Annotated in this window: 10 protein-coding genes; 9 read left to right on the forward strand and 1 reads right to left on the reverse strand. The window is 50.7% G+C overall.

All coding sequences use genetic code 11. From position 1 onward, the window contains the following. Positions 1-129 precede the first annotated feature (129 nt). From BJP58_RS25560 to BJP58_RS25570, 4 genes are all read left to right on the forward strand, one after another. A complete protein-coding gene (locus BJP58_RS25560; RefSeq protein ID WP_233354761.1) occupies positions 130-3,069 on the forward strand; it encodes an alpha-mannosidase in 2,940 nt (979 codons plus the stop codon). Further along, the gene (locus tag BJP58_RS25565) at positions 3,066-3,734 is read left to right on the forward strand and encodes an SGNH/GDSL hydrolase family protein (protein ID WP_194541115.1); all 669 of its coding nucleotides are present in this window, start codon (positions 3,066-3,068) and stop codon (positions 3,732-3,734) included. The genes BJP58_RS25560 and BJP58_RS25565 overlap by 4 nt, the downstream gene beginning before the upstream one ends. Before the next feature lie 75 nt (positions 3,735-3,809). Then, positions 3,810-3,935, forward strand: coding sequence for a hypothetical protein (locus tag BJP58_RS33975; protein ID WP_267907839.1), 126 nt, complete (start codon positions 3,810-3,812; stop codon positions 3,933-3,935). Positions 3,936-4,106: 171 nt separating this feature from the next. Further along, entirely contained in the window at positions 4,107-5,732 is a 1,626-nt protein-coding gene (locus tag BJP58_RS25570) for a hypothetical protein (RefSeq protein ID WP_194541116.1), read from the forward strand. Between the two features lie 115 nt (positions 5,733-5,847). Here BJP58_RS25570 and BJP58_RS25575 read toward each other — a convergent pair whose 3' ends face one another. Then, the gene (locus BJP58_RS25575) at positions 5,848-8,139 is read right to left on the reverse strand and encodes an AraC family transcriptional regulator (protein WP_194541117.1); all 2,292 of its coding nucleotides are present in this window, start codon (positions 8,137-8,139) and stop codon (positions 5,848-5,850) included. 344 nt (positions 8,140-8,483) lie between these two features. Here BJP58_RS25575 and BJP58_RS25580 point away from each other — a divergent pair, with 344 nt between their 5' ends. The 5 genes from BJP58_RS25580 (at position 8,484) to BJP58_RS25600 (ending at position 15,126) form a co-directional block, all read left to right on the forward strand. Further along, entirely contained in the window at positions 8,484-9,350 is an 867-nt protein-coding gene (locus BJP58_RS25580; protein ID WP_233354762.1) for an ABC transporter permease, read from the forward strand. A 32-nt stretch (positions 9,351-9,382) separates the two neighbouring features. Next, positions 9,383-10,294, forward strand: a complete 912-nt coding sequence (locus BJP58_RS25585) for a carbohydrate ABC transporter permease (protein ID WP_194541119.1) — start codon at positions 9,383-9,385, stop codon at positions 10,292-10,294. An 87-nt stretch (positions 10,295-10,381) separates the two neighbouring features. Continuing rightward, the gene (locus tag BJP58_RS25590; protein WP_194541120.1) at positions 10,382-11,920 is read left to right on the forward strand and encodes an extracellular solute-binding protein; all 1,539 of its coding nucleotides are present in this window, start codon (positions 10,382-10,384) and stop codon (positions 11,918-11,920) included. Positions 11,921-12,639: 719 nt separating this feature from the next. Beyond that, positions 12,640-13,596, forward strand: a complete 957-nt coding sequence (locus tag BJP58_RS25595; RefSeq protein ID WP_194541121.1) for an SDR family NAD(P)-dependent oxidoreductase — start codon at positions 12,640-12,642, stop codon at positions 13,594-13,596. 54 nt (positions 13,597-13,650) lie between these two features. Further along, entirely contained in the window at positions 13,651-15,126 is a 1,476-nt protein-coding gene (locus tag BJP58_RS25600) for a multicopper oxidase family protein (RefSeq protein ID WP_194541122.1), read from the forward strand. The last annotated feature ends 9 nt before the right edge of the window (positions 15,127-15,135 follow it).

The following is a 15,135-nucleotide window of genomic DNA, read 5'->3' on the forward strand; positions in this document are numbered from 1 at the left end:
AACCATAGGATGTGAGAAAGCTTGAGTGAAAAAAAAGAGATTTTATTTCATGCCGAAAAGCTGCTAAACAAAAGACATCGATTTATGATGACGAAGCTTTCCTCTATAGATTTTTCCGGTTTTACAACAATGGAACAACTATTCATCCATGAAATGGATGGGCGGCCGTTTGAGCGCATCGCCCCGGGTCAACGGTGGGGGGAAAAGTGGGGATACGGCTGGTTCCGCTCGATGATCGTCGTTCCTCAGGAGGCTGAAGGCAAACGTCTTGTGGCCTTGCTTGATTTTGGATCCGAAGCGACCGTATATATTAACGGCATTGTGAGCGGCGCAAAGGACCTTAACCATCATTACGTAACGTTAACCCGTTCGGCGCAAGCCGGCGAGCGATTCGAAATTGTCGCGGAAGCGTACGCCGGCCAAACGGATTCTCAGCCGATGTTCGGAGAGTCGCAGCTCTGCATTTTTGAAGAGGAAGTCTACCAATTTTTCATCGATATGGAATGTTTGTACGATCTTCGCAATCATCTCGATGCCAAATCCCTTCGCGTTGCGGAGATTGATCGTTGTTTGACTCAGGTGTTTGCCACGATCGACCTGACCCTGCGTCAGGAATTGTTGGAAGAGAACGTAAAGCAGTGTCGGCAGATGATGGAGCCGTTCTTGGCCTGCATGAACGGTTCAACGGCGCCGACCCTGTACCTTATGGGACAGTCCCACCTGGATGTCGCCTGGCTGTGGCCGATCGCGGAAACGAAGCGGAAAATTGCGCGGACCATGTCCAATCAGTTGGCGCTCATGGACGAATATCCGGAATACACTTACACCCAAAGCCAGCCGTATTTGTTCCAGGTGGTCAAGACGCTGTATCCGGAGTTGTATGGGCGCATTAAACAGGCGGTAAAGGAAGGGAGAATCATACCCGAAGGATCCATGTGGGTGGAGCCCGATACGAATTTACCCAGCGGCGAGAGTCTGATCCGCCAGGCGCTGCACGGCAAGCGGTTCTTCAAGGACGAATTCGGCGTGGACAACGAGATGCTGTGGCTGCCTGACGTATTCGGTTATTCCGGCAACCTGCCGCAAATCATGAAGGGCTGCGGGATCCATTATTTCGCGTCTACAAAATTGTTCGGTACTTATGATAATGTAGCGGACCCGTTCCCGCATAATACGTTCCTGTGGGAAGGGATCGACGGTTCGCAAATTTTGACGCATCTGATGAACTACGGCGAGTACTACCCGATTCGGATCAATCCGTCGTTCTTGATCCATCAGTGGAGCGATCGCGTCCAGCTTGAGGGGATTTCTACGCGACTCACGCAGTTCGGACACGGCGACGGAGGCGGCGGCTCCAATCGGGATGATCTCGAATTTATGCGCAGGCTCGGTAATTTGGAGGGCGTTCCCAAGACGAAGCATGGCTCGCCGATCGAATTTTTTGAGGATCAGATCGAAAAAGGCATCCCTGATGTCAAATACGTAGGAGAGCTCTATTATCCCGCCCACCGCGGGACGTACACGACGCAAGCGATCATCAAAAAGCTGAACCGGAAGGCGGAAATCGGTTTCCGCGAGGCGGAGCTTTGGGGAGCTGCCGCGGAGCTGCTGGTTAATCGGAACTACCCTCACGAGGACCTGGACCGGCTATGGAAGACCCTGCTGTTGCACCAATTTCACGATATTCTGCCGGGCTCCTCCATCCATCGTGTCCATGAAGAGGCGCAGCTTGAGCTGATGGCATTGAATGAGAACGTGTACGACATGGCATCGGATACAAGGAATGCGCTCACGGACGATGATGCCTCCCGGGTTACCGTCTTTAACTCGCTATCCTGGTCGAGAAAGGAATTGGTCGCGTTGCCAGCCGGCGTTCATGGGATTGCGGACGGGAACGGAGCGGTTATGCCGGTGCAATTGTACGAAGGCGTTCGTTATGCCGAGGTAGAGGCGCCTTCCATGGGCTGGTCGACGTACAAGGCTGAAGCGGAAGCGTCGGATGCTCCAGCAGCATCGGCGGTCCTTGCAACGGAATCGAGTCTGGAGAACGAATGGATTGCACTCGAATTGAACGAACAGGGCGAGCTTACTCGTATTTTTGACAAGGAGACCGGCACGGAATGGGCGGCGGATCGCTGCAACGTCATGCGAATGTATCGGGATCAAAATTCGGATTTCGATGCGTGGGAGATCGATCGGCGCTACCGCTTGGCACCCGTCGAGCTGAATACGAGCGCCAAGGTATCCGTTACCGCAAACGGCCCGCTCTTCGCGAATATTCGGGTTGAGCGCGAACTGAACCAATCGACCCTGGTCCAGGATATCCGGCTTCGTGCCGGCAGCCGCCGGGTGGAATTTCATACGACGATTCACTGGCGCGAGAAGAACAAGCTGCTAAAAGTCGATTTCCCTGTTCGCGTTCATGCGAACGAGTCGCTGCAGGAAATTCAGTTCGGTTACGTCAAGCGGCCGAATCATGCTTCGCGTCCGCATGATGCGGATCGATACGAAGTTGTTCAGCATAAGTGGTCGGCGCTTGCAGAAGCGAATCGCGGCTTTGCGCTGCTGAACGACTGCAAATACGGGATCTCCGTCAACGACAATACTCTGAGCCTAACGCTGCTTCGGGCTCCGACGTGGCCGGATGAGACGTCCGATCAGGGGACGCATCATTTTACATATGGATTTACTTTCTGGAACGGAGCGTTCCTGGGCAGTCCTGTCGTACGGGAAGCCTATGAGATGAACTATCCTATCAGCCTCGTGTCTGGAGGAGGCCGGGAGGAGCAATCGTTGCTCTTTGTCGATCAAGCCAATGTGATCGCGGAGACGGTCAAGCTTGCCGAAGACGAATCGGGCGATTGGATCGTGCGTCTGTACGAGAGCAAGGGAGCCTCCGTAGCGTGCGGGCTTCACTTCGGCCTGTCCGTTGCGATGGTTTATGAGGCAAATATGCTGGAGGAGAGAATGGCGGAATTGCCGCACGAGGGCGGAAATGTATTGCTACAATTCGGTCCGTTCGAGGTGAAGACGATTCGGCTCCAACGGAGTGGGAGGAATAAAGGATGAAGCTGAAAGAAGGGCAACGCCTAGTCATGATCGGCGACTCGATCACGGACTGCGAACGTAAATATCCGTACGGGGAAGGGTTGTTCCAGGGCGTCGGCAAAGGGTATGCCGCACTTGTGGACGGGATGCTGCAGGCGGCATATCCCGAGCTCTCCATTCGCGTGACGAATATGGGCATCGGCGGCAATACGGTTCGGGATTTGCAGGCCAGATGGCAGACGGACGTACTGGATCTGAATCCGGATTGGTTAACGGTTATGATCGGCATCAACGATGTATGGCGGCGGTTCGACCAACCTGCTATCCCGGAGTCGCATGTGAGCCTTGAAGAATATGAACAGACCCTGGAAGAGCTGGTGCGATCGGCACTTCCCGGCTTGGAGGGACTCGTGATTATGACACCGTTCTATCTGGAGCCGAATGACCAAGATCGCATGCGCAGCCGGATGGACGAGTTCGGACGGGCTGCCAAGCGGGTTGCGGAGCGGGTAGGTGCATTGTTTGTGGATACGCAGGCTGCTTTCGCCAGCCATTTCGAATACGTGCATCCGACTGCGCTGGCGTCCGACCGGGTGCATCCGAGCTTGACGGGGCATCTGCTGCTTGCGCGCGCACTGCTGGAGGCGATCGGCTTCGATTGGTCGCGCATGCGAGTCGGATCCTGACGTCAACTGCACTTAGTTGTAGCGTTCCTACTTTATATTGTGGGGGCTAGTAGAGCCAGTGCTTCCTTCATCAGCATGGAGCAGGTAATCCGCAAAATGCTTGCAGAGCTCGGTGCGAAGTTTCTTCGAAATTCGCGCCGAAGCTTACATCCGCTTATGCTTGTCGATCCGTATGTTCTGATTGAAAATGTACGTCGCTAGGTCCTTTTTTTATTGCTCGATCCGCGTATGTGTTCCTCTCCAAGTTGAGAAAGGAGGTGGTTATGGAGGCGTTTCGTACCCATGGCTGTAGAAATAGGGTTCGAACAGACGGTATCCGGTCAGCAACGATATCATTCTATCAAAATTACTAGAAGTCGGGAGGTAAGAGTTATGAAGATGAAGCAGTGGAAACGTGCGGGAATTTGGACATGCACCATACTGACGGTCATGACGGCTCCAGGCGCCGCGGTGACGGCGCAGGCTGCGGAAAGCAGCGCGGAGCCACATCTGAGCAATGCAAAGAAAAAGGTTCAGGAGCCGTTCATGATCAAGATCGTGGATGCCGAGACGGGCCGGGGCATTCCTCTTGTTGAGCTGAAGACGACGAACAACATTCTGTATTACACGGACAGTGCCGGTATCGTGGCCTTCAACGAGCCCGGCCTAATGGATCAGTCGGTCTTCTTTCATTTGTCGAGCGACGGTTACGACTTCCCTGCCGACATGTTCGGCAATCGCGGGCAGGCCGTACAGATCACGCCCGGGGGCATGATTACGATCGAGATGAACCGGGTCAACATCGCGGAACGGCTGTATCGGGTTACGGGACAGGGTATATACCGCGACAGCGTACTGCTTGGTTTGAATGCGCCGATTCAGGAGCCGCTGATCAACGGTCTGGTCATGGGACAGGATTCCGTGCAGACGATCGAGTACAACAATAAGCTGTACTGGTTCTGGGGCGATACCGACAGACCGGCTTATCCGCTGGGGAATTTCCGCGTAACGGGAGCGACTTCGAGTATGCCGCAAAACGGCGGGTTGGATCCTGACGTCGGCGTAAATCTGAACTATTTTACGAAAGACGACGGCTTCGTCAAAAGCTTGGTGCCGCCGCTGCCCGACGGCGCCGGTATAGCCTGGGTGTTCGGTTTGATGACCGCCGAGGACAGCACAGGACAGGAGCGTCTGCTCGCCGGCTACAGCACGCATAATCCCGATCTCACCGCCTTCGGGATTCTTGTCTTTAACGACAATACGAAGGAGTTTGAGCAGGTCGTCCAGTTCCCTTCCAAAGACGATTGGCGCCATCCGGGAGGCCAAGCAACCTATTATGAAGAGAACGGGTCGGGTTACTGGCTCTTTACCGAACACCGGATGCCGAATTTGCGAGTTGCCGCCAGCTATGACGCCATCATCGACTATACTCAATACGAATCGTTTACGTGCTTGACGCCGGGAACGGCATACAACGGGGCTCAAACGTCGCTGGAACGAGACGAGGACGGCAAGCTCGTATGGGGCTGGAAAAAGAACACGCCGCCGCTTACCCAAAGTCAAGAGAAGGAATTGATCCAACTAGGGCTGATCCAAGCGGATGACCCGCATTATTATCAGTTGAAAGATGCCGATACCGGCGAAGCGGTGGAAATCGCCTCAAGCTCCGTCGAATGGAACGATTACCGGCAGCGTTACGTGATGATCGGGCAGCAGCTGCAGGGCAAGACGTCGGTGCTCGGGGAAATCTGGTACGCGGAGGCTCCGGCCCCTCAAGGCCCTTGGACTACTGCCAAAAAGATCGTAACGCATGACAATTATACTTTTTACAACGTGGCCCAGCACAAAAACTTCAACAAGGAAAGCGGCCGAATTATCTATTTCGAAGGCACCTACACGAATACGTTCACGGATCATATCCCGACACCGCGGTATAACTACAATCAAGTCATGTATAAACTCGATCTGGCGAATCCGGAGTTAGGGCTAGAGCCGGTTCAAGTAACGACCGGTATATAGCGTTAGAGCGCCAGACCGTTATTGATGAACGAATAAGGACCTTTCCGTAAGCGCTGTGGGGCTTTACCGGAGAGGTCCTTTTCGACTTGAGCTTGTTCCTGCAGAACAGGCATACCTAGCTGCCGCTTCTCCATGATAAGCTGGGAGGAACGATATCTTTAACGGCGGAGTCCCCGTGGATTTCCCGATACTGCTTCGGAGTAAGATTCGTGAACTTCTTGAATGTGGCGAAAAAATGCCCTTTGGATATGAAGCCGCATTGATCTGCGATCTCCAGTACCGAGAGCTGGCTGGATATCAGTTTCTCCTTCACTCTCTCGATTCGTTCCTGAAGTATGTACTCGGACAATGACACGTTCATGATCTCTTTGAAAAGCTGCCGGATATAGCTCACGGAGAAGGAAAAATTGTCGGCTACCTGCTCGATCGACAATTGCGCATCCTGCAAGTGGTTGTCCACGTACTCTTTGATCTCCAGGACGATTTCTTCCTTGCGGCTTGAAGATTTCGGAACCTCGGTCTCGGACGCGAGCATTGTCACGATGCTCTCCAGCCATGCTTGATACTCGGACAGCGTGCTGTACCGCTCGAGTAATTGATGAATGCTGCTGATTTCGTGCAGGACGCTGGATTTGTTGAAGTTCTTGAGCAGATCGTAGGTAAAGTAGGTCAGGTTAAGCTTGCAGTCGCGATAAGGAAGTTCATGGACGTGCTTCATCTGCTGACGCAGCAGAGCGAGCGCGCTCTCCGGGCGGCCGCGGCGGATCGACTTGATGATCTCGGCTGTCTCCAGCGCCTCAGACGCAGAAGGATACCCTGCCATAAACTCTTCATAATCGCTCTCCAGAAAAAATTGCTTCTCTCCGTTAAGAAATCGCAGCTTCGTCAATTCGTAGATATGATCATAGATGTTTCGGATATTGGCGCCGAAGTCATAGGCATTGCTGACTGCGGTGGTTGTATCAACGTTCAGGATACGTGCAACCTGATTCTGCGTCTCCTCCAGAAGACGTTGTAGTTGAAGCCCGCCGGATGCATGGCCCCCAACGACCAGAATGATATGGTCGCCGCCCATATCCAAGCCTTCGGCCGCATAAGAACCTGCACCAATCACTTCTTCGCTAATATTGCGTATGGCGTACTTGATCAATTTCCGGGAAGGGAAATCGTAACGTTCGCAAAAGACCGTATAGGCTTCGATCCGAAGGACGGCCAAAAACAGAGCTTCACAGGAGGCCAGTTTGGTCTTGGTCTGAATATATTCGTAGCACTTGGTACCCGGCGTACCGTGGAGCATCCACTGGGCGAGAAGCTCCGTTCGAACGAGCTCGGATTGGTTTCTCATGGATGCATGAAGCTGTTCCACATTGTTCAGAAGCATATCGATGCCGTCATTGATCCATTGGATATCCGGCCTGGCATCTGACGTGGCATTTGCGAATGCAACCTTTCCCTTCAGCTTTTCCGACAAGAAGGTGATGGAGCGCAAGGAACGGCGAGAACTCCAGAAGAACAACAAGGAGAGGAGTGCCAATAGAAGCAATGTATACGTTATCAATTTTTGCTGGAATAAGGAGATATGGCGTGTCAAAATATGATACTCGTTCGAGTAGTATACCGACCAATTTTCAGTAGTCAGCTTGGCTGTATTAACGAACCATCTCTGATGCGGGAGCCGAACTTGAAAATCGCTGTCCTGCTGCTCCCGGCTCGCTTGATATAGCTGTCCGCTCAGCGCGGGATTAGACACGCCCAATAGAAGTTGCCCGTGCTCGTCCAGAATCCGAATGTCTTGTTCCGAGGAGACCGTTTGGCCGAACAAAAGCTTCGACAGCAGCGGTTTGTCAACGAGCAGCACGAGATAGAAGTCGGACGGCTTCTTGGGGGTTGCAGGCAGAATAAGGGCCAGGGAGTCCGAGCCATCCAGCGAATGATTAAAGAAGCGCAAATATTGGGGGTGGAATGACTCCACACGCTTCAGCATGCTCTGGTCGGCGAAGGATTCATTGCGGACAATTCCGACTTTGGAATCGACGACAAGATCGAGCTTCAAATTAATTAGATAGGATCGCTGGATGAGCGGTTCGGTGGACATGAAATTGGATTGGGCGACGAGTGCAGCATGGTTGATGAGCGGATCGTTGCTTGTATTGAAGAACCAGTTCTGAATATTCTGATCGGCGTACATGCTGAGCCCGTTAGCTTTCAAATTGCCGAGAATCATTTCGGCCTTCGAAGCCAGGTTGTTGACTTCGTTCTGCGAACTGCTGCGAACCTCCAGCATGGTGTATTTTGCGAATTCCGCAGACAGTAGATAGACGAAAGGAATAATGGAACAGATCAGAACGGTGGTCAGTAAAAGAAAGGTTCGAAAATAGGTCTTCTGTAAAATAGGTTTGATCCTCATATAATGCCAGCACCCCTTGCTGATGGATTGACGGTTTAAGGGTATAACGTAACTGTTCGATAGAAGAAACGAACCGGGACCTCCTTACTCAATCATATCCTGACCCTTGTGTGAAGTCCTCATTTTGACAAAGTAGAAATTAAGATGATACCGAAAGTCCGATTACCGCACAATCCTTAAGTTGAGTACCCTTTGTGACACAATGAGGACTATTCCGAAATCCTCCTTCCATACATAATAAACACTGTCAGGATTTGGCCACATCGGACAGACCAGATCGAATGGAGGGATACTATAAATTGAGAATGTTTAGGGATCTTGTAAAGAATCGGAGCTTGTATTCGATGGCGATACCGGGAGTCATCTTTCTCGTTGTCTTCTCCTATATTCCTCTGTCCGGACATCTGCTAGCGTTCAAGGACTTTCAGATCAGCAAAGGTATATGGGGCAGTGATTGGGTGGGGCTGGATAACTTCCGCTTTTTTTTCTCCAATCGGGATTGGATTCAAGTTACGGTCAATACGGTTTATTTAAATGCGCTGTTCATTATTTTCGAGATGGTTTTTGCGCTTCTCATTGCTCTCTTCTTGAATGAGATTCGCTTGAAATGGTTTAAACGTACGATACAATCCGTCGTCTTCCTTCCTTACTTCATTTCCTGGGTTGTCGTAGGGTATATGACATTCATTCTATTCAACAACACGGACGGTCTGATTAACCGCGTGCTGAGCATGAGCGGACTTCAAGCCGTCGATTGGTACCAGACCCCGTGGGTATGGCCGATTATTCTAACCTTAACGCGAATCTGGAAGAGTGCCGGTTACTACTCGATTATTCTGATCGCTGCCATTACCGGGTTCTCCTCCGACTATTATGAGAGCGCTCGCCTGGACGGAGCCACGAGGCTGCAGCAGATGAAATACATTACGCTGCCTTTGCTGAAGCCGCAAATCATCATTCTCGTCCTCTTGGGAGTCGGACGTATCTTCTATGGTGATTTCGGTATGATCTACGGAATTATCGGGGACAACGGGATTCTATTTCCGACGACCGATGTCATCGATACATACTCCTATCGGGCGTTAAGGCAGCTGGGCAATTTTAGCATGTCATCGGCTATCGTGTTCTATCAGTCTATTATGGGGCTTATCGCCGTCGTTTCGTTTAATGCGCTGGTTCGGAAAATCGATAACGACTCCAGATTATTTTAGTTTTGAGAAATCCAATGGGAGGTGAATTCCATATGAATCGTCCGGTTGCTCTGATCACGCCCCCACGAGTTCGACGGACAAACGGGTTCTCCGATAAAATGGCGGTGTTCTTATTCGGACTGTTTTTGATTCTATTTGCACTGGTTTGTTTGTTTCCTTTTTGGCTGATGGTCATCAATTCGTTCTCCAGCACCCGAAGCTTGGCGGTGAACGGATACTCCGTATGGCCGGATGAATTTACGCTGGAGTCGTATCGCTTTCTCCTTCAGGGCAAGCAAATGTTTACCAGCTATGGCATCACCATTGCGGTAACAGCCATCGGAACCGTATTCGGCCTCGTTGTCACCGCGTTGTTTGCATACGTGCTGGCCCATCCGAAGAACCGATACGGCGGCTTCCTCTCGTTCATGACCTATGTGCCGATGGTCTTCGGCTCGGGGCTCGTCGGCTTCTATCTTCTCGTTGTTCAGTGGCTGCATCTGAAAGATACGCTATGGGCGCTTGTGCTCCCCTATGTCATGAATCCATTCTTTGCGTTTATCCTGGTCTCGTTCTATCGCTCGTTGCCTTATGAGCTGAACGAATCGGCTAATATGGACGGCGCCGGAGAGTGGACGATCTTCTTCAAAATTATCCGGCCGATCTCAACGCCGGTTATTGCGACGATCAGCTTGTTCTATGCGCTGCAATATTGGAACGATTGGTGGCTGTCGCTTCTGTTTATCGACAACAGTGATATGTACCCGCTTCAGCTGCTTCTTCGGCAGCTCATGTCGCAGATGCAGCTCACGTCGCTTAATCACGGCAATGTGCTGACGCTGCCGCCGGCGGAAGGGGTCAAGTTGGCAACGGTATGCCTGACGATCGGCCCGATTATACTCGTCTATCCAATGGTCCAGAAATATTTCGTTAAAGGTCTGACCCTCGGCTCGGTGAAAGGTTAAGATTGGGGCTCTACGCAAATGGCTGAGCGCGTTATAGACTGGCCAGCCGCTTATACATAAGTTGATAATTTGAAGGGAGTCATTTACATGGCCAAATCAAAACGCAAATTCTTGGTGACAGCGCTGCTCGGACTAGCCATCGCTTTGTCCGGGTGCTCCGGATCCGGCGGGGGCGCCTCCGCGCCGGGCGATGCCGGGGAAACCGGAGATCCGTCCTTTGAACCGGTCACTTTGGAGGTTGTCATTCCGGGGGCAAAAGGAGCTAATTATGACGAGGTGCTGGCCGAAGTCAACAAGCGATTAAAAGCCGAAATCAATACGCAGGTTAAATTTACATTTGTCGACTTTGCCGATCTAAATCAGAAGACCAACGTCATGCTGGCTTCGGGAGAGAGCGTGGATTTGATGTTTGATGCCCCGTGGCTGCATTTGGACACGATGGCTTCCCAGGGCTATTACGAAGAATTAAGCGAACTGCTGGACGAATACGGCCCTAATGTGAAAAAGACGAGGCCGCAACAAATGTGGGACGCGAACAAAATTAACGGTAATATCTACGGCGTTCCCTTAGGAAGCGCCTATACCCAACAGAGGTCGATCTTCATCCGAAAGGACCTGAGGGAGCAGTTAAACTTGCCGCCCGTAAAGACGTATGAAGATCTAAAAGCTTATCTCTACGCCGTTCGTGACAGTAACTCCGGCATCACGCCGCTCCTCGCGGGCGCAGACGACGTCACCTACAGCTGGGTCAACTGGCTGATCCGGGACGATACCAGCGTCAACATTCGTCCAACGAATTTTGCTGGCGCCAGCTTGATGCTGTATTACAAGGGCAACGATGGCAAGGTCTACAACTTCTTTGAAACCCAGGAACCAAAGATCTGGTCGGGCATCCAGGATGTCCGCAAGCTGTTCGTTGACAAAGTCATGTCGCAGGATGTCTTGACGAATAAAAGCGGTCCGGGGGACATGCAGCTCCAGAACAAAGTCGCGGCCACGCCCCAAATGGCCTTTGGCATTCCCAAGACGTACAACGATCAGTTGAAGCAGGTCGTGCCCGATGGAGAGCTGGAAGCCGTCCGTCTATTCGATCTGACCCCTGGAAAGAACCTATCCAATTACAAAATGGATAATTTCATCTGTATTGTGAAGACGAGCAAACATAAAGACCGGGCGATGATGTTCCTCGATTGGGCCAACCGGCAGGAGAATTATGATTTGTTGGAGCACGGCATCGAAGGCGTGAACTGGAAAGCGGTCGGCGAGCATCAATACGATACACTGAACAACGATGGCGGCATTGTCTCGTTCCAGCTCATGTTGAATCCTGCGTTAGAGCGGGAGTGGGCCGGTATCGACGAAGAGACCCGAGAGTATAGTCAATTCATTACGCAAGCCGACAACTTCACGAAGGATATTATGACCGGCTTCACTTTCGATCCGACGCCGGTGAAGAACGAAGTGGCCCAGTTCGCGACCATTCAGGCCAAATATTATAGCGGATTATTTAACGGCGCGCTTGATCCGGACGAATACTTTGCCAGATTCAAAACGGAAGGCGAAGCGGTGCTGAAGAAAATCCAGAATGAGCTGCAGAATCAGGTCGACGCCTTCTTGGCAAAATAGACCTACCGTTCCGCAAAAAAAATGACCGCTTCTGGTAGGAAGCGGTCAGCCTGTTGAAAAACTTCAACAGGCTTTTTTTAAATTATAAAATATATAAATTTCAGCGAAGCTGAATTCTGTAATCGCTAGAAAAACGACATTCAAAAAGTCTGTCTTCTGTGAAAGTACGTCGATCGACGTTTATCTTATTATTTAGGGATCGATGCGAATTGATTTCCTGCAGATGAGGCCCCCTTAAAGAAAATCAGAACCAGCTTTTGAAGGCTGACTTTACTTTCCTAAATTAGAATCGTTGGGCGACTTCCTTAGCATGTTCGATTGCTTTTTCTTTAATAGCCGGAGCTTGCTCCGATGATGCCGTTCCTTCAACCAAAATCGCCTCAGTCGATATCCCATAGAACTGTAAAACCTTATTCAAATAACTGTATCCCATTTCAAGCGGGGCAAGAGGACCTTCCGAATAAATGGAACCGCTAGCTTGAATTTGCAAGACTATTTAACGGTCGTCCAGGCCAATTGTTCGGCCATTTGCCGATGTTTCTTGGCAGAGGGATGCTGTACAATATTTCCTCGGTGTTGGATATGCCCGAATAATTAGCTTTGAGAAATACGATGCCATAAATTTGAAATTTGGTTATTGACTAATCAATCACAACTTGCTATAGTGTGATCATAAGTTAGTGATTGATCAATCACAAATAAGAGGAGTGTTGATGAACATGAAAAAAGCAATTGTAGTGGGTGCAACGGGTGGTACTGGTGCTGTTATTACGGCTGAGTTGGTAAAAAGGGGGTTGCCTGTGATTGCATTTGGACGGTCGCGGCAAAAGCTGGAGGAGCTTGCAAGAGAACTCGGCAATCCTTCACATCTTACATTAGCAATCGGGGATGCATACCGGCCGGATGACATTGTAACTGCGGCAAAAGAAGCGGAGGTATTGTTCCATTGTGCGAACGTCCCATACCACGAAATGGAGAGTAAATTGATTCCGCTCGGCGAAGCCATCATGGAGGCTGCCAATCGATTAAGCTTGAAGGTTGTCGCAATAGACGGAATTTACCCTTATGGAAGAAGACAGATGGATCGGGTAACCGAGGAGCATCCCAAAAAACCTCATACAAAAAAGGGTAAAGTGCGCCTTGCTTTTGAGCAGATGATCTTTAGCAGCAGATGGAAGAATGTGTCTGCCATGATTGTTCGTTTGCCGGACTATTACGGACCGACTGCAAATCAAGCATCCTATCTTGGAGGGACACTCGAAGCGATCGCCGCAGGCAAAATGGCATTTTTCATCGGAAACATGAAGGTTCCTCGCGAATATGTGTACTTGCCTGATGCGGCAGTTATGATTGTAGAGCTTGCGAGACAGGATCAGGCATATGGTCAAAATTGGAATATTCCCGGGGCGGATATTATTTCCGGTCATGAGATTGTCCGCATCGCCCAGCAAGCCTCCGGTATGAAGAAGCCTGTTATTGCTCTTGGCAAGGCTGGATTGTCGCTGCTCGGTCTATTCGTCCCCGTCATGAAGGAGATTGTCGAAATGCTTTACTTAACGAAGGAGCCGCTGCGCCTAAGCGGGGATAAATATAAGCGTTTTATCGGCCCAATTCCGGCTACGAAGCCGGCGGATGGAATTGCCGCAACGATTCGCGAACTGCAGAAAAAACGATGAACATTTTTATAAATAAGTAATTGATTGATCAATCATAAAAAGGAGTGAAAGCTTATGCGGAGGCTAACTTGGAAAGGGAAGGTCGGTATAGCGGGGTTGGGAGTGGCGATTCTGCTGGGTGCGTTGGTTGGCACGTACTTTTGGCAAATTCGCATGCAAAAACCATATGAAGTAAATATGGGCGAAATGCATCACATGGAAGGGATGGCGGGCCATCAGCATGGAACCGCCTCTGCAGCAACCCACCAGGCTTCACTGGCGACACGGTCATGCGAAGCAATTACAGAGGGGGAGAGCGACGCGCCCGTACGCGAGTTTCGGCTCACGGCCTCACAGAGCGAGAAAAAATCAGATAATGGTGATATCGAGAAGGTTTGGACATTCAACGGCCTCACGCCAGGACCAGAAATTCGAGTTGCCGAAGGTGAAAGAGTCCGTGTCGTGCTAGACAACAAGGACATTCAAGAAGGGGTTACCATCCATTGGCACGGGATTGTTCTTCCTTGTTCGCAGGATGGAGTAGCGGGTGTGACGCAGGATGCCGTAAAGCCCGGAGAGCAGTATACGTACGAATTTATAGCAGACTCTCCCGGAACGTATTGGTATCACTCTCATCAGGCTAGCTCCATCCAGGTTGAAAAAGGCTTGCTGGGGAATTTCATTGTCGATCCTCAGCAGGATCGGTTCGAATACGATCAGGAGGAAACGATACTTATCCAACAGTTAAATGGAACTTATCTCATGAACGGTTCAACAAAGGGAACGCATATCGAGGCGGCTCCCGGAAAGAAAGTCAGACTGAGGATGATCAATGCTGCGAACGAAACGGAAACGATTCACGTCGACGGGGCCTCTTACCGAATAATTGCGATGGATGGCCATGACCTCCACGAACCGGGGATGCTGGAGCATTATAAATTTCTAATGGGAGCGGGCCAGCGTTATGATCTTCTCTTTGAGATGCCGCGGCAAGGTAAAGTTGTCGTCACGAGTGAATCAGGTTTGAAGGTGACACTCGGGACCGGTAGCGAACCGGAGATCCGTTCGGATCACAGCTTATTCAGATGGACCGACTATGGAGAACCAGATCCGAATGCTCCTGTAGACAAATTAACCTACGATCAGTCCTATACCTTAAAGCTCGATCAGAATCTGTTCATCAACTCCATTAACGGAAAAAGTTTTCATGAAATACCACCTCTGGTGGTCAAGGAAGGCCAGCGTGTAAAAATGACGATTACGAATGCTGGCGGAGGGGACCACCCTTTTCATTTGCATGGGCACATATTTCAGGTGCTAAGCCATAACGGCCAGGCTTTGAGCGGAAGTCCCGTATATCTTGATACATTATTAACGCAAGAAGGTGATACTTACGAGGTGTACGTAAAGGCGGATAACCCGGGACTATGGATGATGCATTGCCACAATCTGATGCACGCATCTATGGGAATGAGCATGATGTTCAATTATGAAGGTATTTCGACGCCATTTCGGGTCGGGACAAAATCGGGAAATTTACCGGACTTATGATCGGTATGT

It is taken from the genome of Paenibacillus sp. JZ16 (genome assembly GCF_015326965.1).
In the GTDB taxonomy this organism is placed as follows: Bacteria; Bacillota; Bacilli; order Paenibacillales; family Paenibacillaceae; genus Paenibacillus_AQ.